General features: G+C 64.2%; 19 protein-coding genes and 1 tRNA gene. 15 read left to right on the top strand and 5 right to left on the bottom strand.

The features are described from left to right. Both rpoA2 and E4S61_RS18100 read left to right on the top strand, forming a co-directional pair. The gene (gene rpoA2 / locus E4S61_RS18095; protein WP_135305347.1) at positions 1 to 1,182 is read left to right on the top strand and encodes a DNA-directed RNA polymerase subunit A''; all 1,182 of its coding nucleotides are present in this window, start codon (positions 1 to 3) and stop codon (positions 1,180 to 1,182) included. Beyond that, positions 1,182 to 1,607: a NusA-like transcription termination signal-binding factor gene (locus E4S61_RS18100; protein WP_135305348.1), complete on the top strand. Its 426-nt coding sequence runs from the start codon at positions 1,182 to 1,184 to the stop codon at positions 1,605 to 1,607. Before rpoA2 ends, E4S61_RS18100 begins: the two co-directional genes overlap by 1 nt. A 28-nt stretch (positions 1,608 to 1,635) precedes the next feature. Here E4S61_RS18100 and E4S61_RS18105 read toward each other — a convergent pair whose 3' ends face one another. Beyond that, positions 1,636 to 4,038, bottom strand: coding sequence for a methyl-accepting chemotaxis protein (locus tag E4S61_RS18105; RefSeq protein WP_135305349.1), 2,403 nt, complete (start codon positions 4,036 to 4,038; stop codon positions 1,636 to 1,638). Between the two features lie 215 nt (positions 4,039 to 4,253). Here E4S61_RS18105 and E4S61_RS18110 point away from each other — a divergent pair, with 215 nt between their 5' ends. The 5 genes from E4S61_RS18110 to E4S61_RS18130 all read left to right on the top strand — a co-directional run bounded on the left by E4S61_RS18110 (position 4,254) and on the right by E4S61_RS18130 (position 7,394). Further along, the gene (locus E4S61_RS18110; RefSeq protein ID WP_135305350.1) at positions 4,254 to 4,682 is read left to right on the top strand and encodes a 30S ribosomal protein S12; all 429 of its coding nucleotides are present in this window, start codon (positions 4,254 to 4,256) and stop codon (positions 4,680 to 4,682) included. A 2-nt stretch (positions 4,683 to 4,684) separates the two neighbouring features. Further along, positions 4,685 to 5,302 (top strand): 30S ribosomal protein S7, encoded by a 618-nt coding sequence (locus E4S61_RS18115; RefSeq protein WP_135305351.1) that lies wholly within the window; start codon positions 4,685 to 4,687, stop codon positions 5,300 to 5,302. Between the two features lie 102 nt (positions 5,303 to 5,404). Continuing rightward, a complete protein-coding gene (locus E4S61_RS18120; protein ID WP_135305352.1) occupies positions 5,405 to 5,989 on the top strand; it encodes a biotin transporter BioY in 585 nt (194 codons plus the stop codon). Further along, positions 5,986 to 6,687 (top strand): energy-coupling factor ABC transporter ATP-binding protein, encoded by a 702-nt coding sequence (locus E4S61_RS18125; protein WP_135305353.1) that lies wholly within the window; start codon positions 5,986 to 5,988, stop codon positions 6,685 to 6,687. The genes E4S61_RS18120 and E4S61_RS18125 overlap by 4 nt, the downstream gene beginning before the upstream one ends. Then, entirely contained in the window at positions 6,681 to 7,394 is a 714-nt protein-coding gene (locus E4S61_RS18130; RefSeq protein WP_135305354.1) for an energy-coupling factor transporter transmembrane component T family protein, read from the top strand. Before E4S61_RS18125 ends, E4S61_RS18130 begins: the two co-directional genes overlap by 7 nt. Here E4S61_RS18130 and E4S61_RS18135 read toward each other — a convergent pair. After that, a complete protein-coding gene (locus E4S61_RS18135) occupies positions 7,391 to 8,140 on the bottom strand; it encodes a DUF5781 family protein (RefSeq protein WP_135305355.1) in 750 nt (249 codons plus the stop codon). The genes E4S61_RS18130 and E4S61_RS18135 overlap by 4 nt on opposite strands. 263 nt (positions 8,141 to 8,403) lie before the next feature. Here E4S61_RS18135 and E4S61_RS18140 point away from each other — a divergent pair, with 263 nt between their 5' ends. Continuing rightward, positions 8,404 to 10,590, top strand: coding sequence for an elongation factor EF-2 (locus E4S61_RS18140; RefSeq protein ID WP_135305356.1), 2,187 nt, complete (start codon positions 8,404 to 8,406; stop codon positions 10,588 to 10,590). A 153-nt stretch (positions 10,591 to 10,743) separates the two neighbouring features. On the opposite strand, the gene E4S61_RS18145 is transcribed toward E4S61_RS18140, so the two are convergent. After that, the gene (locus E4S61_RS18145; RefSeq protein WP_135305357.1) at positions 10,744 to 11,832 is read right to left on the bottom strand and encodes a peptidase; all 1,089 of its coding nucleotides are present in this window, start codon (positions 11,830 to 11,832) and stop codon (positions 10,744 to 10,746) included. Between the two features lie 94 nt (positions 11,833 to 11,926). Between E4S61_RS18145 and E4S61_RS18150 the strand changes: the two genes are divergently transcribed. From E4S61_RS18150 to E4S61_RS18180, 7 genes are all read left to right on the top strand, one after another. Beyond that, positions 11,927 to 12,148, top strand: a complete 222-nt coding sequence (locus E4S61_RS18150; RefSeq protein ID WP_135305358.1) for a hypothetical protein — start codon at positions 11,927 to 11,929, stop codon at positions 12,146 to 12,148. Positions 12,149 to 12,237: 89 nt separating this feature from the next. Further along, entirely contained in the window at positions 12,238 to 12,771 is a 534-nt protein-coding gene (locus E4S61_RS18155; RefSeq protein ID WP_135305359.1) for an amino acid-binding protein, read from the top strand. After that, positions 12,768 to 13,721 (top strand): homoserine dehydrogenase, encoded by a 954-nt coding sequence (locus tag E4S61_RS18160; protein WP_135305360.1) that lies wholly within the window; start codon positions 12,768 to 12,770, stop codon positions 13,719 to 13,721. Before E4S61_RS18155 ends, E4S61_RS18160 begins: the two co-directional genes overlap by 4 nt. A 153-nt stretch (positions 13,722 to 13,874) precedes the next feature. Next, entirely contained in the window at positions 13,875 to 15,140 is a 1,266-nt protein-coding gene (tuf, locus tag E4S61_RS18165) for a translation elongation factor EF-1 subunit alpha (RefSeq protein WP_135305361.1), read from the top strand. Positions 15,141 to 15,143: 3 nt separating this feature from the next. Then, positions 15,144 to 15,455, top strand: coding sequence for a 30S ribosomal protein S10 (gene rpsJ, locus E4S61_RS18170; RefSeq protein WP_135305362.1), 312 nt, complete (start codon positions 15,144 to 15,146; stop codon positions 15,453 to 15,455). 238 nt (positions 15,456 to 15,693) lie between these two features. After that, positions 15,694 to 15,765 (top strand) — tRNA-Ala (locus tag E4S61_RS18175). A gap of 148 nt (positions 15,766 to 15,913) precedes the next feature. Next, positions 15,914 to 16,330 (top strand): hypothetical protein, encoded by a 417-nt coding sequence (locus E4S61_RS18180; RefSeq protein ID WP_209309552.1) that lies wholly within the window; start codon positions 15,914 to 15,916, stop codon positions 16,328 to 16,330. 112 nt (positions 16,331 to 16,442) lie between these two features. Here E4S61_RS18180 and E4S61_RS18185 read toward each other — a convergent pair whose 3' ends face one another. Further along, positions 16,443 to 17,324 (bottom strand): hypothetical protein, encoded by an 882-nt coding sequence (locus tag E4S61_RS18185; RefSeq protein ID WP_135305363.1) that lies wholly within the window; start codon positions 17,322 to 17,324, stop codon positions 16,443 to 16,445. Positions 17,325 to 17,558: 234 nt separating this feature from the next. Next, positions 17,559 to 19,514 (bottom strand): PKD domain-containing protein, encoded by a 1,956-nt coding sequence (locus E4S61_RS18190; RefSeq protein ID WP_135305364.1) that lies wholly within the window; start codon positions 19,512 to 19,514, stop codon positions 17,559 to 17,561. Positions 19,515 to 19,565: the final 51 nt, after the last annotated feature.

Genomic DNA, 19,565 nt, shown 5'->3' on the forward strand with positions numbered 1-19,565 from the left:
ATGACGAACGTCACCGAAGACATCGAAGCCGTCGTCGAGGACACGGAGCTCCCGCGCCGGCTGAAAGACGACGTGTACAGTTCCATCGAAGCCCGTGACGTCTCCGTCGCGGAGGCCGACGAAATTGCGCAGGCCGTCGAGACGCGCTACATGAACACGCGCGTCGACCCGCTGGACCCGGTGGGGACCGTCTCCGCACAGTCCATCGGGGAGCCAGGAACGCAAATGACGATGAACACGTTCCACTACGCGGGCGTCGCCGAAATCGACGTGACACAAGGGCTTCCGCGCCTCATCGAACTGGTCGACGCGCGGAAGACACCCGACACGCCGATGATGACCGTCCATTTGGACGAAGACCACGCCGACGACCGCGAGCGCGCACACGAGGTCGTCTGGAAGATCGAAGCCACGCGCATCCTCGCGCTTGGTGACATCTCGACGAACGTCGCGGACATGCTCGTCCAGATCGACCTGAACGAAGACACGCTGCTGGAACGATGGCCGACGATGAACGACACGAACGCCATCGCCGAGGAGATCGCCGACATCATCGAGTCGAACCTCGGCGTCACGGCTCGCCAGTCCGACACAGTCATCGAGTTCGGCCCTGAGGAGCCGAGCTACCGGGACCTCCTCCAGCTTGTCGAAGAACTGCGCGACATCGTCTTCAAGGGCATCGAAGAGATATCCCGCGTCGTCATCCGCAAAGAAGACCTCGAAGACGGCGAGGAGTTCGTCCTCTACACTGAGGGGTCTGACTTCGGCGAGGTACTGGGTATCGAGGGCGTCGACGCCTCCCGGACGACGTGTAACAATATCCACGAGATCTACCGGAGCCTCGGCGTCGAGGCGGCCCGCGAGACACTCATCAACGAGACGATGAACACGCTCGAAGAACAGGGGCTGGACGACGTGAACGTCCGCCACCTGATGCTGGTCGCGGACATCATGACCAACGAGGGGACCATCGAGTCCATCGGCCGCCACGGCATTAGCGGGTCGAAAGACTCCGTGCTCGCACGTGCGGCCTTCGAGGTGACGGTCAACCACCTGCTCGACGCCGCCATCCACGGCGAGGTCGACGAACTCGACGGCGTCACGGAGAACGTCATCGTCGGTAAGCCGATCAAACTCGGCACCGGCGACGTGGACCTCCGCATGGGCGCGAGTCAGGACTGATGCGAATCGAAATCTCGGACGAAGCGCGCCGACTGGTCGCCCTCTTCGAGGACGAGGCCGACGTTACCGTCCGGGATTGTATCGTCGACGAGGCACACGACCAGATCGTCTATCTGGTCAAGCGCGGCGAGATGGCCGACGCCATCGGGCCGGGCGGCCAGACGGTCGGTACCGTCGAGGAGCAGCTCGGCCGCGACGTAAAACTCGTCGAAGATGCGGAGACGGCCGAGAACTTCGTCGCCAACGCGCTCGCGCCGGCGGCGGTGTACAACGTCACCATCTCCGAGAACGACGACACCGTCGCCTACGTCGAAGTGGCACAGGAAGACCGCGGGGCTGCCATCGGTCGCGAGGGGAGAAATATCGACGCTGCACGCCAACTGGCGAAGCGGCACTTCGGGATCGACGGCATCGAACTCACCTGAAAACGACTCGATCGAACGTTTTTGTCGCTCAGTCGTCACCAGCCACCGAGGTATCGGTCGCATCGGGGTCGTAGACATCCGTGTCGGTCATGGGCGTCTGTGCCGTCTCCACGTCGAACTGTGCGAGGAGGTCGCGGAGGTCGGTCGCCTGTCCGGACAGCGACTCGATGCTCGTGGTCACCTCATTGATCGTAGCGGTCTGTTGCTCTGTGGCGGCGGCGACGTTCTCGGCTTGGCTGGCGGTCTCCTCGCTGATAGAACCGACTTCGTCCACCATAGCGACGGTCTCTTCGGTAGCACTCGCCTGTTCGTCCGTCGCGTGATTAATCGACTGGATGCCGTCGTTGACGGTGTCGACCCGGTCGACGATGGTCTCTAAGGATTCGATGGCGTCGTCGACGGTCTCGATGCCGTCGGTGACGCTGTCGCCCATCTCCTGGATGTCGTCGACGGCGGTACTCGTCGAGGACTGTACGTCGTCGATGACGGCCGATACCTCGTCGGTCGCCGTGCTGGTCTCCTGTGCGAGTTGTTTTATCTCGTCGGCGACGACGGCGAAGCCCTCGCCGGCCTCACCGGCGCGGGCGGCCTCGATCGAGGCGTTCAGCGCGAGCATGTTCGTCTGTTCTGCGATGTCGTCGATGAGGTCGACCACGTCGCCGATGTGAGCCATCTCCTCGTCGAGCGCTTCCACCCGGTCGATGGTCTCGTCGGCGCGCGCTTCGATGTCGCCCATCACGTCCATCGCTTCGGTGGCTCGCTCGCTGCCGGTCTCGCCGATGTCGGCGGCCTCGTCGGCGGTGCCGGCCACCTCGTCGGCCTGTGCGGCGACCTCCTCGATGGTCGCCGAGAGGTTCGACATCTCGTTTGCAGCCTGCTGGAGGTTCTCGTGTTGTCTGTCCGCACCGGAGGCAATCTCTTGGACGGACTCGCTGACCTCCTCGCTCGCGTCCCGAACCTCGGTGGCGCTCGCGGTGATCTGGTCGGCCGAACCGTCGACGTCGGCGGCGAACTCGCGGATGTGGACGACGGTCTGGCCCAGCTGGGCGAGCATCGCGTTGAACGCCTGTGCGATTTCGTCCATCGCCTCGGTCCCGGTCTCGGTGTCGAGTCGCTGGGTCATGTCGCCCTCCGCGGCCAGACGCATCACGTCGGAGAACTCTTCGGCCTGTTGTTCGAGCGAGTCGGCGAGTTCTTCGGCTTCGCGCTGGGCGGCCTCTGCGTCCGTCTTCGCCGCTTCAATCTCGGTGACGAACTGCTGGAGGTCTGTCTGCATAGCTGAAAGCGACTCACCGAGGCGGCCCGGCACTTCTTCGTCTAAGACCGGATCGTCGAACTCCTGTGCGGCCAGCGCATCGGCCTGGTCTGCGACGGTAGCGAGATACGATTGGATGTCAGTGAACGCCCGCTCGACCTGTCCGATCTCGTCCATCCGCTCGCTCGATTCGCCCTCGCCGTCGATTCGGCCGGCGGCCAGTGCCTCGGCGCGGTCGGCGACACCGGTCAGCGACCGTTTGATGTCGCGACCGACGAACGCCCCGAAGACGACGAAGCCGAGCAGTGCGAGGCCGATGAGCATCGCGAGGTCCTGTTGTATCGTGTCTCGGAGTGCATAGACGCTCTCTGCAGGCGCACGCTTTACGATGAGCCAGTCGCCATCCGTCGTCTCGGCGTAGCCGAACACTTCGCCCTCGCCGACGACAAGTCCGGACGTCTCGTTTTGGCTCTCCTCGACCACCCGTTTTTCCGTTCCCTTCGTGTAGCGTTTGAGAATGGACGAATCGTTCGTGGCGAACTGTATCTCACCGTCACTGCCGAGGACGTGTGTCGTCGTCTGGTCGATTGAAGACGCGAACTGCTGGGCGCGCGTACTGACGTCGTACGTGAGTACGACCGCCTGTTTCTCGTCGGGGACTTTGCTGGCGAAGGCGACCTTGTACTCTCCTTCCCAGTAGAACACCTTCGACCGGGCGACATCGTTCTCGTCGTCGAAGACGAGCATCCCTCGCTCCCAGGACATCCCCATCCGGCTGATGGATTCTCCCCGCATCGACCGGTTGGAACTGCGGACGATTTCGTTCGTCGATAGCGAGATCAAGTGGGCCTCGTCGATGGTCGTTCCCATTCGTGAGCGCTCCTCGGTGAGCGTCGCCTCGATACGGGTCGATGTCGAGTTGCTCACGTATCGGTGGTTCGAGATGAGACGCGTGGCCTGTCGCTGTTCGCTGAGCCAGCGGTCAAACGTCTGTGCTTCCTGTTCGGCCGACGTCGCCAGCGCCGCATTACGCTGTTCAGTTACGTCGGCGGCGATAGCGTTCTGTGCAGCTAGTCCCGCCCCGGTCACGACGATCGCGATGACGGCGACGGCGACGGCGAACTTTCGAAGGTAGCTCTGCCGTATAAAATCTGGGAGAAGTTTAGTTTTCTTCATCGACACTTGGCTCTTCTGTAGCGGTTTTTCGACGCTCTACCTAAGTTCTCCCCTCCAGTTATCACGAGTAAGTATCGCGGACAGACAGAGAGAAATGATGTTTGCCGTCCTCGGTACGTTCGTCAGCGTCATGTGTGCGAACGCCACACATCGACCGTCTCGGCCGCCGACGAAAGAGGAGTCTTAAGTATCTCGGCAGGATACGGAAGCGTACTATGGCAAACGGCAAATACGCCGCGCGCAAACTCAAGAAGGACCGCCAGAAGCACCGGTGGTCCGACTCTGATTACGCGCGCCGCGAACGCGGGCTCGGCAAGAAGTCCGACCCGCTCGAAGGCGCGCCGCAGGGTCGAGGCATCGTCCTGGAGAAGGTGGGCATCGAAGCGAAACAGCCCAACTCCGCTATCCGAAAGTGCGTCCGCGTTCAGCTCATCAAGAACGGGAAGCAAGTCACCGCGTTCTGTCCCGGTGACGGCGCGATTTCGTTCATCGACGAGCACGACGAGGTCACCATCGCCGGGATCGGTGGCGCAAAGGGTCGTGCGATGGGCGACCTCTCCGGTGTCAACTACAAGGTCGAGAAGGTCAACGGCGTCTCCATGATCGAACTGGTCCGCGGTAACGCCGAGAAACCCGTCCGATAATTATGAGCGAAGAAGAACAACCCGAACCCGACGCCCCCGCCGGCACAGACGACGAGGAGACGGCCAGCGCCGAACTGTTCGGTACGTGGTCGGTTATGGACATCGAGTACTCCGATCCCTCGACCGAGCGTTACATCACGGTCACTCCCATCGCACACACGATGGGTCGTCACGCTGACAAGCAGTTCAAGAAGTCCGAAATCAGCGTCGTCGAGCGCCTCATCAACCGCCTGATGCAGACTGACGAGAACACAGGCAAGAAGCAACTGGCCACCTCCATCGTGCAGGACGCCTTCGAAATCGTCCACGAGCGCACGGAGGAGAACCCGGTGCAGGTGCTCGTCAGCGCCGTCGAGAACAGCGCCCCCCGCGAGGAGACCGTCCGCCTGAAGTACGGTGGCATCTCCGTCCCGAAGGCCGTCGACGTCGCGCCCCAGCGCCGCGTCGACCAGGCCCTGAAGTTCCTCGCCGAGGGTGTCTACGGCAGCTCCTTCAAGACGACCACCAACGCCGAGGAAGCGCTGGCCCAGCAGCTCATCGGCGCGGCTAACGACGACGTACAGGCGTACGCCGTCAACCAGAAAGAAGAGAAAGAGCGCGTCGCGGCCGCCGCTCGCTAATCTGCGACTGTCTTTTTCCGATTTTGCCATCGGGCAGCGATGGCTGTGTATCGCGGTCGGTGAACCGTCGATTATATTCTGGTTGACGAGAGAGAGTAGCGCATGTCACAACAGCACGAGTCCGTCGAACTGGTGGGCGACGAGACGGTCAAACACTTCACGACGGCCGTCCTCATCGCAGCACTGACGGCAGCGCTCTCGCAGGTGTCGATACCGCTTCCGGGAACGCTTCCCCCGTTCTCGCTCCAGCCATTCGGGATGTTCTTCGCCGGGCTCTTGCTCGGGCCGCTTTGGGGCGGGCTGGCGCTGGCACTGTTTCTGTTGGTCGGTATCGCCGGCGTCCCGGTCTTCTCGAACGGTAACGCCGGACTTGGATACGTCCTCGTCGGACAGGGGACCGGCGGGTTCCTCGTGGGCTTTCTCGTCGGAGCCGTCGTCGCCGGCGCGCTCATCCATCGCGGAATCGAACCACGTGACATCGCGTCGGTCTCGCTCTCGGTGCAGGTTCTTGGCTTCGTAGCGGCGCTCGTCGTCGTCTACGCCATCGGCGTCCCGTGGCTCTCGGCGGTCACCGGACTCCCGCTCTCGCGTGCGGCAGTCGTGATGGCCCCGTACTTCCCCCTCGATCTCGTGAAACTCGGGATCGCCGTCGCCATCGTGCGGGGCGGCTACCTCGCGCAGCGATGATCGCCGTCGAGGACCTCGTCTACGGCTACGACGACTCCGTCCTCAACGGTCTCTCGCTTTCGATTCCTGACGGGGAGTTCTGTCTGCTGGTCGGCCCGAACGGGAGCGGGAAGACGACGCTGGTCCGGCACTTCAACGCGCTGTTGACGCCTGACGAGGGAACGGTTACGGTCGACGGGACCGACGTGAGTGAGCGGCCGGTCGCCGCGCGGACGAGCGTCGGGATGGTGTTCCAACAGCCGCGGGATCAGTTCGTCGCCGCGACGGTCGGCGCGGATGTGGCCTTCGGCCCGGAGAACCTCGGACTCGACCGCGCGGAGATCGACCGCCGAGTCGAGACGGCGTTGTCGGCGGTGGGCTTAGACGGGAGGGCCGACGAGCGACTAGACGAACTCTCGGGCGGCGAGCAGGCCCGGGCGGCCATCGCCGGTGCGCTAGCGATGAAGCCGTCCTATCTCGTTTTGGACGAACCGCTTGCGGGGCTCGACTGGCCGGCCCGCGAGTCGGTGCTTTCTCATCTCAGCGAGTTACACGCCGAGGGGACCGGCGTCGTCGTCGTCACCCACGACCTGCGTGACCTCCACGAACGGGCCGACCGCGTCGTCGGGTTGCGAGCGGGTCGAATCGTTCTCGACGACACACCCGAGACGGCCCTCGACGAAGTGGCGGCCCTCGGCGTTCGAGATCCGCGATGCTGAGCTATCGGCCCGGCGACTCCGTCGTCCACCGACTCGACCCGCGGTCGAAACTGCTGGTGCAGTTCGGGCTCGCCATCGCCGTCGTCGCCCACCCGACCGTGCCATGGCTCGTCGGAGCGACCCTCCTCTCCTTGCTCGTGCTGGCGGCCGCACGACTCTCACCACTCGCGGTCCTTCGTTCGTATCGAATCGTTATCGCGGTGCTGGTGCTCGCACCCGTGCTCGCCGGCGTCGCACTCGGCCCGCCCTGGTTTCGCATCGAACCGGCGCTTCGCTCCGCGCGACTCGTCGCCCGCGTCGTACCGGTGTTGTTCGTGAGCGCCGCCTACCTGACGACGACGCCGGTCAGAGCGACACGCGCGGCCGTCCAGCGACTCGTTCCGGGGAAACCCGGACAGTTGCTCGGCGTCGGGATGGCGCTGGTCGTCCGCCTCTTTCCGGTCGTGCTGGGCGACGTTCGGGAGGTTCGGGACGCGATGCTGGCCCGCGGCGGGGAGCGCCGACCGGTGTGGGTGCGCGCGCGACTCCTGGTCGTCCGCTCGCTCGACCGGACGCTCGCGCGCTCCGACCGACTGAGCGTGGCGCTCAGAGCGCGCTGTTTCGCGTGGAACCCGACGCTGCCGCCGCTTTCCTTCGAGCGCCGCGATTATCCGGTGCTTGCGGTGGGAATCGCACTCACGTTGTCGCCGACGACGCTGCTCTTCTAGTCGGCGGCCTGCCCACCGTCGCCGCTGGCGTACGCTCTGGTCACGTCGACCAGCGCCTTCCGAAACTCCGATTCGTCGGGGTCGGGCGACAGCGATTCGAAGTGGCGCTTGAACTCCGCGAGGTCTACGTCCGCGGCGTCATGGGCGGCCGCGTGCGCGAGATCGTACATACGGTGGCCCTCACCGACGAGGTCGTGGCGCTCACAGAGTGCCAGCGCGAACGCGGCGTTGACGGCCGTGATGTCGGGGTCAGACGCCGGCGTCAACCGCTCCCAACCCGGTTGCTCGACCGGTCGGTCGGCGACGGCCGCCGCGAGGCTCGCTTCGAGGAAGCCGACGAGCTTGTCGCCCGGTGCCATCGCCATCCAGATGTCGTCGGCGTAGACGTCTTTCATGTGGTTCGCTATCTGATAGCAGTGCGTGAGCTTCCGCTGCTCGACGGAGCGGCCGGCCAGCGCGAGGTAGATTGCCTCTTCCGTCGATTGGGTGTGCGAGGGGTGACCCCGCTCGTAGTGATGCATGTGGGCGAACTCGTGGAGGGCGAGCTCACGGGCCATCGCGCTGGTCGCCGCCTGCCGAGAGATGGTCAGTCGGTGGCCGTGGTCGTCGTGGCTCACCCGGGTTCGCTCGTCCGGACTCTGTTCTATCCGTACTGTCACGGGTCGTTCGAGATCGTACTCGGTGGAAAAGAGGTTCCGGGCCCCGAGAAACGGTTCGGCGGGCCCGCCCTGTACGTGCACGTCCATGTGTCACGTTCACAGGTATCGAAAACGTATGTCTCTTGTGGAGCAGACACTCGTCGCCGGGGTCGTACCGATGCGCTGACGACAGCGGTCGCCTCGTATCGCTCGAACCCGGACCTTCGCGTACGAATGACACGCTCACGCCGAAACACCGGCAGTCCGTTCGACAGACTCTCTCCGTGCCGAGCTTCCGCATTCGCGTGTCTCTGACACGCTCGTGCGGAAACACTATCCTTTTGACCCTCCTGTTGATACGCTTCTGTATAATGGGCCGACGTAAGAAAATCGTTCAGGAATGTGAGACACTGATGGACGACCCGGAGCACATCCGGAACATCGCCATCGCCGCTCACGTCGACCACGGGAAGACGACGCTGACGGACAACCTGCTCGCTGGCGCGGGCATGATCTCCGACGACACCGCCGGTGAACAACTGGCGATGGACACGGAGGAAGACGAACAGGAGCGTGGGATCACCATCGACGCCGCGAACGTCTCGATGACCCACGAGTACGAGGACAAGAACCACCTCATCAACCTCATCGACACTCCCGGCCACGTCGACTTCGGTGGCGACGTGACCCGTGCGATGCGCGCCGTCGACGGTGCGCTCGTGGTCGTCGACGCTGTCGAGGGTGCCATGCCTCAGACCGAGACAGTCCTCCGGCAGGCGCTCCGCGAAGGTGTCAAGCCGACGCTGTTCATCAACAAGGTCGACCGCCTCATCTCCGAACTGCAGGAAGGCCCCGAGGAGATGCAACAGCGCCTCCTCGCTGTCATCCAGGACGTCAACGAACTCATCCGCGGAATGACCGAAGAGATGGACGACATCGAGGACTGGACGGTCTCCGTCGAGGAAGGTACCGTCGGCTTCGGTTCGGCCCTCTACAAGTGGGGCGTCTCGATGCCCTCGATGCAGCGCACCGGGATGGACTTCGGCGAAATCATGGAACTGGAGCGCAACGACAAGCGCCAGGAACTCCACGAGCGCACGCCGCTTTCGGACGTCGTGCTGGACATGGTCTGTGAGCACTTCCCGAACCCCGTCGACGCCCAGCCGATGCGTGTCCCCCGCATCTGGCGCGGTGACGCGGAATCGGAGCTCGCAGACGACATGCGTCTAGTCAACGAGGACGGCGAAGTCGTCCTGATGGTCACCGACATCGGCGTCGACCCTCACGCTGGCGAAATCGCCGCCGGGCGTGTCTTCTCCGGAACGCTGGAGAAGGGCCAGGAGCTGTACGTCTCCGGGACCGCCGGCAAGAACCGCATCCAGAGCGTCGGCATCTACATGGGTGGCGAGCGTGAGGAAGTCGAACGCGTCCCCGCCGGGAACATCGCGGCCGTCACCGGTCTCAAAGACGCCATCGCCGGCTCTACGGTGTCCAGCGTCGAGATGACACCCTTCGAATCCATCGAGCACATCTCGGAGCCGGTCATCACCAAGTCCGTCGAGGCCCAGAATATGGACGACCTGCCGAAGCTCATTCAGACGCTCCAGCAGGTCGCGAAAGAAGACCCGACCATCCAGATCGAGATCAACGAAGACACCGGCGAGCACCTCATCTCCGGTCAGGGTGAACTCCACCTAGAAGTCATCGGCCAGCGCATCGAGCGCAACCAGGGCATCCCCATCAACACCGGCGAACCCATCGTCGTCTACCGCGAGGCCCCGCAGTCCAATTCCCGCGAGGTCGAGGGCCGCTCGCCGAACAACCACAACCGGTTCTACATCACCGTCGAACCGCTCAGCGACGACATCGTCGAGACCATCAAGCTCGGCGAGGCGTCGATGGACATGCCCGAACTGGAGCGCCGCGAGGCGCTGCAGGAGGCCGGCATGGACAAGGACGACTCCCAGAACATCGAGCACATCCACGGGACCAACATCCTGCTCGACGAGACGAAGGGTATCCAGCACCTCAACGAGACGATGGAACTGGTCATTGAGGGCCTCGAAGAGGCGCTCGACGACGGCCCGCTGGCCGCGGAGCCAGTCCAGGGCTCGCTCCTGCGACTGCACGACGCCCGACTGCACGAGGACGCCATCCACCGCGGTCCCGCACAGGTCATCCCCGCCGTCCGTGAGGCCGTTCACAACGCCCTCGTCGACGCGGACATCAAACTGCTGGAGCCGATTCAGCAGGTCCGCATCGACGTGCCCAACGACCACATGGGCGCAGCGTCCGGCGAGATTCAGGGCCGCCGTGGCCGCGTCGACGACATGTACCAAGAAGGCGACCTGATGGTCGTCGAGGGCGTCGCGCCCGTCGACGAGATGATCGGATTCTCCTCTGACATCCGCTCGGCCACCGAGGGTCGTGCCTCCTGGAACACCGAGAACGCCGGCTTCCAGGTCATGGCCGACAACCTCCAGCCCGAGAAGATCACCGAGATTCGAGAGCGCAAGGGCATGAAGACGGAACTGCCCGCCGCGATCGACTACTTCTAAACCACCTTTTTCTTCGTTGGGTTCGCGCTTCGCGCGAACCGCGCCTCGAAAAACGTGGGCGAAAACGACCGAACTCGCGGCCTCGCCGCGAGTTCGGTAGAAACCGCTCGCCGCTGGCGAGCGGTATGCTTATCGCTATTTCTCGCCTGCTTTTTACTCTCGCAATCGGTCGATTCGGTCGCCAAGCGCAGGCGTCTTCGAGAGCGGGTTCGGGATACGCCGACGACTCGGTTCGAGTGTGTGGAAGGCGGCGTAGCGCTCGAACGCGACGGCAAGCGTCTCGCTACCCACCTGTTCGGCGGCGTAGTCGTCGGCAGCGACCACTCCATGACGAGTGAACCAGAGACCAGCGAGGAGGAGCGCGAGCGCCCCGACCACCGCCGGGACCGTCAGTCCGCCGGGGTTCAACAGGAGAAGCGCCAGAACAGCGACGAGGGTACCGATTACTCGCAGGAGGACTCGGGCGTGGCTCCGGCCGGCCTGCACGGCGAGCAGCGCTGTCGCGGTGTCATCGTCAAAGGCGTCGAGGAACGTGTCGGTGACGAACAAGCGGCGGTAGCCCGGTGGCCCGCGTACGACGGTACTGGCCGTCTCGGCGTCCTCGCTTTCGAGAATGCGGGTATCGCGGACATCGAGACCAGCGCGTGACCGGAGGCGTTCGAGGCGGTCGGCCGTCTCGCTGTCGGGACGGTGCGTCGAACGTAGTATCGGAATGTACCACGGCGCGCCGAAGTAGAGGGCGACGGCGAACGCAACCAGCGCGGCGAAGAGCGCGAGCGGCGAGCCGCCGCGCTGGAATGCGGTGAGAAAGACGGCTGCGAGTGTGCCCACGCCGAGGCCCCATCGAAGCATCTGTGCGACCGCTCGGCCTGTGCTGAGGTCAACGTCTCTGACCGCTCGAACGCCACGAACCGTCGGTGCGTAGGCGGCCACGGTGAGTAGGCCCGCCGTAAGCGTCTCGACGAGGGTCGCCGCGCTAGCCACGAGGAAGCCGGATTCCACTTCAACTAACGGCCAGATGACGGCCGGCCCCAGTTCGAGGGCGCTCAGGAGGACGTACGTGACTGCGGCGAACGGGACGAGGACGACCCCATAGAAGAGGCGGTACTTCCCGACGGGATTTGGGAGACGGCGCACGACTGCGTTCCCCATTGCGCCGAGGACGACCCCGACGACGGCGAAGACGGCGATACCCACGAGTGGTGGCCCGAGGGCGGGTGGGGCTGACTGGAGGGCGGACATACGAATGTCCCCATGGCGCGTTGACAAAACGGTGGCGTCTCACGGCTGCACGTCGGTCCCACACGCTTAGGGCGGTTCACGGCCAACCGGCGGTATGGCGAATCGACTACACCAACTCGTGGACCTCCTCATCGCGGCGCTCATCGCGGGCACGTCGGTCGTCCTCTGGGGGCTCGTGGTCCCGCCGGCGGTAGCACTCTGGATAGCGACGCTCTTTGCCGCTATGTACTACTTCTCGCGGAACCCGTGGGGCACACCGAAAGGAGAGGCGTTCAACGAGTTCATCGACGACCTCTACGACCGATATCTCCCCTGACTCTGCCCGCCAAACGGACGGTTTCTTATACGTGCCCCTGCTGAGTCACCCACAATGAGCGGCACTACTTCACAGGAGGTGAGCGGGCGATGAGCGACTCGACCGACGAGGTGCGGTCCTACACAGTTCGGCTGGAACTAGTCGACGAACCGGGCGAGTTGCTTCGAGCGCTCGGTCCCATCGCCGACAGCGGCGGCAACCTCCTCTCTATCTTCCACGAGCGGGGTAACGTCACGCCCCGCGGGCACATCCCCGTGGAGGTCGACTTAGAGGCGACGCCCGAGCGCTTCGATGGAATCGTCGACGCGCTCCGGGACGCCGGTATCAACGTCATTCAGGCCGGAGCCGAGCGCTATAGCGAGACGATGACAGTCATCCTCTCCGGTCATCTCATCGATACGGACCTCTCGGATACGCTCTCGCGCATCCAGGCGGCGACGAACGCGACGGTGACTGACCTCTCCCTTTCGGCCCCCGAAGGGACCGACGACGCCTCCAGCGCCCGCATCCGACTGGCGACCGAACAGGGCGCTGCGGACAGCATCCTCGACACCGTCAGAGCGGTCGCCGACGAGAAGGAACTGCGCGTCATCGAACCGCTGGCGACCGGGGGCGACCTATGAGATTGGCCGTCCTCGGTGCCGGCGCGGTCGGTTCCTCGGTGGCCGAACTGGCCGCCGACTACGGGCATACCGTCACCGCCTATGCCGACTCGCAGAGCGCCGCGGTCGACGCCGGCGGCATCGACGTCGACGCCGTCCTCGACCGGAAACAGGCTGACGGTATCGTCGGTGACGCCGATGCCGAAGCGGCGCTGACAGCGGACTACGACGTCCTCGTCGAGGCGACGCCGACGACGCTAGACGACGCCCAGCCCGGTTTCGGCCACGTCGAGGCGGCCCTCGAACGCGACCGGCACGTCGTGCTGGCCAACAAAGGCCCGGTCGCCGAGCGATACGCCGACGTGCGCGCGCTCGAACGCGAGAGCGAGGGTACCGTCCTCTTCGAGGCCACCGTCGGCGGCGCGATGCCGGTGCTCTCGACCATCGACGACTTCGACCCCGAACACATCGACGCCGTCCGCGGCGTCCTCAACGGCACCGCAAACTTCATCCTCTCGCGGATGGCCGCCGAGGGCCTCGGCTACGAACACGTCCTCGCGGAGGCTCAGGACCTCGGCGTCGCCGAGGCCGACCCGACCTTCGACGTCGACGGCACCGACGCCGCGCTCAAGGGTGTCATCGTCGCCAACGTCCTCTCAGGCGACGACCGAGAGTACGCGCTCGAAGACGCCGACGTGGAGGGCATCCAGGACATCTCCGGTAGCGCGCTCGAACTGGCTGCCGAAGACGGCCGGACTATCCGCCTCATCGCCGAGGTCACCGACGGCGAGGTTCGTGTCGGCCCGCGACTCGTCCCCGAGAACGCGCCGCTCGCGCCGACAGGTACGCGAAATATCGTCCAGCTGGAGACCGAACACGCCGGGCGACTCAACATCTCCGGACGCGGTGCTGGCGGTCCCGAGACGGCGAGTGCCGTTCTCGCAGATATCGGCCGTCTCCCGGAACTGTAGGTGGTTTCTGCTGGTAGGCGCTTTCCCCGTCGCGTGACACCGCGTCCCAAATCGCCAGACAGCGCCACTCTCCCCGGCGAGCACTTTCGAAATCGTTTTATGAACCACTGGCTAAAGACTCCGATATAGCGCCCCTGCGCGTGAGAAACAACAATGAGCGACGAACAACACCAGAACCTGGCCATCATCGGCCACGTTGACCACGGGAAGAGCACGCTCGTCGGCCGACTCCTCTACGAGACAGGATCGGTACCGGAGCACGTCATCGAACAGCACAAAGAAGAGGCCGAGGAGAAGGGCAAGGGCGGCTTCGAGTTCGCCTACGTCATGGACAACCTCGCCGAAGAGCGCGAACGCGGTGTCACCATCGACATCGCCCACCAGGAGTTCAGCACCGACGAGTACGACTTCACCATCGTCGACTGTCCTGGCCACCGCGACTTCGTGAAGAACATGATTACCGGCGCGAGCCAGGCCGACAACGCCGTGCTCGTCGTCGCCGCCGACGACGGCGTCCAGCCGCAGACCCAGGAACACGTCTTCCTGGCCCGCACCCTGGGCATCGGCGAACTCATCGTCGCCATCAACAAGATGGACCTCGTCGACTACAGTGAGTCCGACTACAAGCAGGTCGTCGAGGAAGTCAAGGACCTCCTCAACCAGGTCCGCTTCGACACCGAGAACGCGAAGTTCATCCCTGTCTCCGCCTTCGAGGGCGACAACATCGCCGAGGAGTCCGACCACACGGACTGGTACGACGGCGAAATCCTCCTCGAAGCGCTCAACGCCCTGCCGGCACCGGAGCCGCCGACGGACGCACCGCTCCGCCTGCCGATCCAGGACGTCTACACCATCTCCGGTATCGGGACCGTCCCGGTCGGCCGCGTCGAGACCGGTATCCTCAACACCGGAGACAACGTGAGCTTCCAGCCCTCGGACGTCGCCGGTGAGGTCAAGACCGTCGAGATGCACCACGAGGAAGTCCCGAAGGCAGAACCCGGTGACAACGTCGGGTTCAACGTCCGTGGCGTCGGCAAGGACGACATCCGCCGCGGTGACGTCTGTGGTCCCGCCGACGACCCGCCGTCGGTCGCCGAGACGTTCCAGGCCCAGATCGTCGTGATGCAGCACCCGTCGGTCATCACCGAGGGGTACACGCCGGTCTTCCACGCCCACACGGCACAGGTCGCCTGTACCGTCGAATCGCTCGACCAGAAGATCGACCCGGCCTCCGGCGAAGTCGCCGAGGAGAACCCCGACTTCATCCAGAACGGGGATGCCGCGGTCGTCACGGTCCGACCCCAGAAGCCCCTCAGCATCGAGCCGTCCTCCGAGATTCCGGAGCTCGGCTCGTTCGCGATCCGAGACATGGGCCAGACCATCGCCGCTGGGAAGGTCCTCAGCGTCAACGAGCGATAACACATGTCCCAGCAGGCACGCGTTCGGCTCGCGGGCACGAGCCCCGAGGACCTCGACGACATCTGCGCTGACGTGCGGGAGATCGCCGAGAAGACGGGCGTCGAACTCTCCGGCCCCGTCCCGCTCCCCACGAAGACGCTGGAGGTTCCCACCCGCAAGTCCCCCGACGGTGAGGGGACTGCGACGTGGGAACACTGGGAGATGCGGGTCCACAAGCGGCTCATCGACATCGACGCCGACGAACGGGCGCTGCGCCAACTGATGCGCATCCAGGTGCCCAACGACGTCTCCATCGAGATCGTCCTCGAGGACTGAGCGAAACCGCAAGTTTCGCGAGGGTCGAGTCGCGCCCGCAGAGCGCGACTCGGAACTGAGCCAAGCGGGCGGTCAGAAGACAGCGGTCTTCCAGACGCCGCTCGCTCTGGTCTCTTGTCGGCACCCGACCGCTTCCCGAATCGCACGCCGGGACACACACCACACACCGTGTGAATCGCTATCGAAGTTCGCCCTCACGCGCAGGGTTTTTACCACCCCGCGTTCGAGAGGGAGATGCGGGCTCGTAGATCAGTGGCAGATCGCTTCCTTCGCAAGGAAGAGGCCCCGGGTTCAAATCCCGGCGAGTCCATTCCTTCGCTCGCTACGCTCGCTCAGTCCTGGACTCGCCGACCATCGCGAACGCTTCGCGTTCGCTTAGTCCCGGCGAGTCAATAGCCCCTACGACTTCACCAAGTGTTTCATATTATTTAATAAAGTCTCGTATCTCTGTTGACTACATGAGAACTCCTCCAGAAAGCGTCGAAACGGGGAACGGCTACACACAGACTGAGATTGAGGAGGCATTTGACACTGGCTTTGGATATCAAATATCTGGTATTAATCCTAGAAGGGATAACCAAGATAGGCAGTACGTGTTAGTGTTTGCCAATGAAGATGGCCCGTACAGCGATTCTGTGACACAGGGTCGATTCGAGTATATTGGAGAGGGGCTTTCTGGTGATCAGAGCAAAACATCTCCGGGTAATTCGGTACTTATCGATGCAATTTCAAGCGGTACTCCTATTCATTTCTTCTATCAGGATTCTGGAGACGGAAATTGGGAATATCAGGGGTTAGTTGATGTTTTGGATTGGGCGTTTGAGGAACGTGATGGGCGTGAGGTGATTGTGTTCAGTATGGAACACCAAGAGTAGCGAAAATGAAGCCCGCCTCGGCTCGTATCTCTCTAATACAAGTTTGAAGCAGTAGCTTGTGCTCGCTATTGTAAAATAAAATATTTCGCTGTTTCGCAGGTGGCCCCTGCTCTCAGAGCCGGCGAGCAAGGGCAGCCACAGCGATCAGCGCGACGAGTCCGCCCCCTGCGGCAATTCCCGTGATTGGTAGGCCGCTATCCACGTCGGCTGGCGTCACCGTGCTGACGGTCGTCTCCGTCTGCGGCCCGGATTCTGGCGTCTCAGTGTTCGTCGCTGGCGCGGTGGTCGATTCGGCTGGTGCGCTCGTCGTCGGTTCCTCGTCGGTGGGCGAGTCGGGCGTCTCGGTCGCCGTCGGCTCGGGCGTCGACTCGGTCGATTCCGACGTCTCACTGTCAGCGGAGTCGTCGTCGTCGTTCGAGCCGCCGGACGCGCCCGAATCACCACCGCCTCCGCCGCTACCACCGCCATCACCGCCGCCGCTACGGGCCTCGGTCACGGTCAGCGTCCCGTTTCGAACCTCCGAGATGGCGTAGCCGTCGCCGCGCTCGTCGAAGGCGAGGACGGCGTCGTTGTCAGCTCGGGGCAGGACCGAGAAGTCGGTCGACCCGGCGGCGCGGCCCTCGACGGTGACGGTCAGGATTGGCACGTCGCCGCTATCGGTCGTGTTCGCGGTGGCGTACTCGACGTCGACCCACGAACGGTCGTCGGCGTAGGTCACGTTGGTCAGGCTCGGTGCGCCGCGAATCGTGACGTTCGTTATCGACGCTACACTCGGCTCCGTCACTGCGACTCGCAGTTCGGACGCGCCCACCCCGCGGTTGGCGTCCCCGACGACGACGTCGACGGTCGTCGTCTCGTCTTGTGCTATCTCCGATTCGGTCGGTGTCACGAACACGTCGGTCGTCCCGGCGGCGCTCACTGGCGCGGCGACGCTGACGAGCAGCGTCACCAGGAGCGCGGCCGCGACGACGGCGTGCTGTCGGTTTCCGGTCATCCTTGCTTTCCCACTCCTGACCCGGCGAGGATTCCTTAAAGATATAGACTGACTGAACGGTCTGCGTGGCGTCGGGCGCGTTCCGGAGTGTTTCCGTAGGGGCCGTTTAACCGGCTAGCGACCGCGTCTCGATCGACCGGTGGGGTCGGTAGACAGACGATACCACTCGTAGCAGCCGACTGCGTCTCGGGTCGAGCGGTCGAAAAAAGGTTATCGTGGCGGTCTCGCGGTCGGTTACTGTGACAGGACTGCCTGGTAGAAGGCGGTCTGCACGTCACCAACGTTGATCTCGCCGTCGCCGTTGAAGTCGAACTGTTCGACGTTGTTCTGGACGACCGGGTTGTCCAGGTTGTAGAACAGCGCCTGCACGTCGACGATGTTGAACTCGCCGTTCCCGTTGATGTCTTCGAGGACTGCGTCGTCGTCCATGTTGGCGGGCGGCGTGTCGCCGACGACTGGTTCGAGGCCCACGGACAGCGTCGCACCGCTGGTGCTGTCGACGGTGTAGCCGCTGCCCTGTTCGTCGAAGACGCTGGTGTCCGACAGTGAGATGTCGGTGTCACCGACGCTCTCAGCCGAGAGGGTGATCGTCGCCACGGTCACGGGGTCGTCCGTGCCCGACGGCAGACTGAACACCTGGATATCGGCGGTCTGGTCACCGAGGGCGATGATCTCGTTGCCGTCCGAAGCGGGCGTCGAGACGTCGGTGATTATCGCACTCGACGTGTCCGAGAGCGTGACGGTGCCGTCGAACGCGCCGACGTCGTCGGTGCCGCTGACGACCACGTCGTAGGTCACTTCGTCGCCGGTCGTGGCGGTCTGGTCGGCGGGCACGAGGCTCACGTCGACCGTTCCGGGCGCGGGGTCGGACGCGGCTTCGATCGTCATCGTCCCGCTCGCACTGTCGTCGTCGGTGGCGACGGCGACGGTGTGGTCACCAGTCGAGAGATCGGTGGTGTCAACGTCGAAGCTGACCTGCTGGCTCGCGCCGCCGGCCAGCGTCACGCTCTGGCTGTCGGCTTGCGAACCGTCGAGGTCGAACGCGACCGTCTGGGTCGCTTCCTCATCGCCGGTGTTCTCGACGGTCGCGGTGACCGTGGCGGTGTCGCCTTGGGTCACCGGCGATTCGACGTTCAGGTTCGAGAGGTCGAAGCTCGCCGGCGCGGGCGCGGCGTTGACGGAGACGGTCTGGGTCGCCGTGGCGGTCGCACCCTCGTCGTCGGTGACGGTCAGTTCCACGTCGTAATCGCCGGTGGCGTCGAACGTGTGGGTAACGGACTGACCGGTCGCGGTCTCGCCATCGCCGAAGTCCCACTCGTAGGAGGCGATGGAGCCGTCGTCCGACGCGGTCGCGTCGAAGGTCAACTCTTCGCCGACCTGCGCGCTCGTCGGCCCGCTGATGTCCGCTGTCGGGTCCTCGTTGACGGGTTCGACCGTGACGCTCACGGTGTCGGTGTCGGTGCCACCGTTGCTGTCGGCGACCGCGACTTCGAAGGTGAGCGTGGTCGTGCTGTCGACGCTCGGCGCGGTGAACGTCGGCGTCGCCGTGTCGGCGTCGGTGAGGCTCACGCCAGCGTCGCTCGTTTCCGTCCACGAGTAGCTCAGTGTGTCGCCGTCCGTGTCACTGCTGCCGGAGGCGTCAAGGGTCACGTCGTCACCCTCGTCGACGGTCTGGTCTGCACCCGCGTCCGCGGTCGGCGCGGTGTTGGTCTGCTCTTCTTCGACCGTGATGACGGTCGAGGCGCTATCGGCGGTCGAAGACGAGTCACTGGGACTCAGAGCCGACCCCTCCGCGTCGATGGAGTAGTCGCCGGGACTGGCGTCCTCGGGGACCTGCACCGTGTATTCGACGGTGTACGAGACGTTGACACCGTCGGAGTCACCTGCGAGCCAGGTCCACGTTCCGTCACCGTTGTACGCCGCTGGCCCTTCGGCAGTCTGGTCCGTTATCGCCCAGCCCTCGGGCGTCGTGGCGCTCAACTGCGGCGCGTTGAGCTCTTCGACCGAGAAGTCGGTCGTGACCGTGACTGTATCACCGGGGTTGACTGTCGTGCTATCCGCCTGCTGGGAGACAGAGACGCTCGGCGCGGCCGCGGCCATTCCCACCGGTCCGAGGACCGATAGGACGACCGCGAGCGCGAGGAACGCGGCTGTCGCCCGCTTGAATCGAGTCTGTATCGTCGTTCTCATGAGATGTTGTGGTTTCGTTGGTGTCGCTGCGCGTTGCTACTCGGTTCGTCG

The organism is Haloarcula amylovorans, assembly GCF_004681185.1.
GTDB classification, from domain to species: domain Archaea; phylum Halobacteriota; class Halobacteria; order Halobacteriales; family Haloarculaceae; genus Haloarcula; species Haloarcula amylovorans.

What these genes read in the sequence shown, in the direction of transcription:
- E4S61_RS18150 (WP_135305358.1), top strand. Translation starts at nt 11,927, where the DNA reads ATGGCGAATCGACTACACCAACTCGTGGACCTCCTCATCGCGGCGCTC.
- E4S61_RS18105 (WP_135305349.1), bottom strand. Translation starts at nt 4,038, where the DNA reads ATGAAGAAAACTAAACTTCTCCCAGATTTTATACGGCAGAGCTACCTT.
- E4S61_RS18115 (WP_135305351.1), top strand. Translation starts at nt 4,685, where the DNA reads ATGAGCGAAGAAGAACAACCCGAACCCGACGCCCCCGCCGGCACAGAC.
- E4S61_RS18155 (WP_135305359.1), top strand. Translation starts at nt 12,238, where the DNA reads ATGAGCGACTCGACCGACGAGGTGCGGTCCTACACAGTTCGGCTGGAA.
- E4S61_RS18140 (WP_135305356.1), top strand. Translation starts at nt 8,404, where the DNA reads ATGGGCCGACGTAAGAAAATCGTTCAGGAATGTGAGACACTGATGGAC.
- E4S61_RS18135 (WP_135305355.1), bottom strand. Translation starts at nt 8,140, where the DNA reads ATGGACGTGCACGTACAGGGCGGGCCCGCCGAACCGTTTCTCGGGGCC.
- E4S61_RS18130 (WP_135305354.1), top strand. Translation starts at nt 6,681, where the DNA reads ATGCTGAGCTATCGGCCCGGCGACTCCGTCGTCCACCGACTCGACCCG.
- rpsJ (WP_135305362.1), top strand. Translation starts at nt 15,144, where the DNA reads ATGTCCCAGCAGGCACGCGTTCGGCTCGCGGGCACGAGCCCCGAGGAC.
- E4S61_RS18180 (WP_209309552.1), top strand. Translation starts at nt 15,914, where the DNA reads ATGAGAACTCCTCCAGAAAGCGTCGAAACGGGGAACGGCTACACACAG.
- E4S61_RS18145 (WP_135305357.1), bottom strand. Translation starts at nt 11,832, where the DNA reads ATGTCCGCCCTCCAGTCAGCCCCACCCGCCCTCGGGCCACCACTCGTG.
- tuf (WP_135305361.1), top strand. Translation starts at nt 13,875, where the DNA reads ATGAGCGACGAACAACACCAGAACCTGGCCATCATCGGCCACGTTGAC.
- E4S61_RS18185 (WP_135305363.1), bottom strand. Translation starts at nt 17,324, where the DNA reads ATGACCGGAAACCGACAGCACGCCGTCGTCGCGGCCGCGCTCCTGGTG.
- E4S61_RS18120 (WP_135305352.1), top strand. Translation starts at nt 5,405, where the DNA reads ATGTCACAACAGCACGAGTCCGTCGAACTGGTGGGCGACGAGACGGTC.
- rpoA2 (WP_135305347.1), top strand. Translation starts at nt 1, where the DNA reads ATGACGAACGTCACCGAAGACATCGAAGCCGTCGTCGAGGACACGGAG.
- E4S61_RS18100 (WP_135305348.1), top strand. Translation starts at nt 1,182, where the DNA reads ATGCGAATCGAAATCTCGGACGAAGCGCGCCGACTGGTCGCCCTCTTC.
- E4S61_RS18160 (WP_135305360.1), top strand. Translation starts at nt 12,768, where the DNA reads ATGAGATTGGCCGTCCTCGGTGCCGGCGCGGTCGGTTCCTCGGTGGCC.
- E4S61_RS18125 (WP_135305353.1), top strand. Translation starts at nt 5,986, where the DNA reads ATGATCGCCGTCGAGGACCTCGTCTACGGCTACGACGACTCCGTCCTC.
- E4S61_RS18190 (WP_135305364.1), bottom strand. Translation starts at nt 19,514, where the DNA reads ATGAGAACGACGATACAGACTCGATTCAAGCGGGCGACAGCCGCGTTC.
- E4S61_RS18110 (WP_135305350.1), top strand. Translation starts at nt 4,254, where the DNA reads ATGGCAAACGGCAAATACGCCGCGCGCAAACTCAAGAAGGACCGCCAG.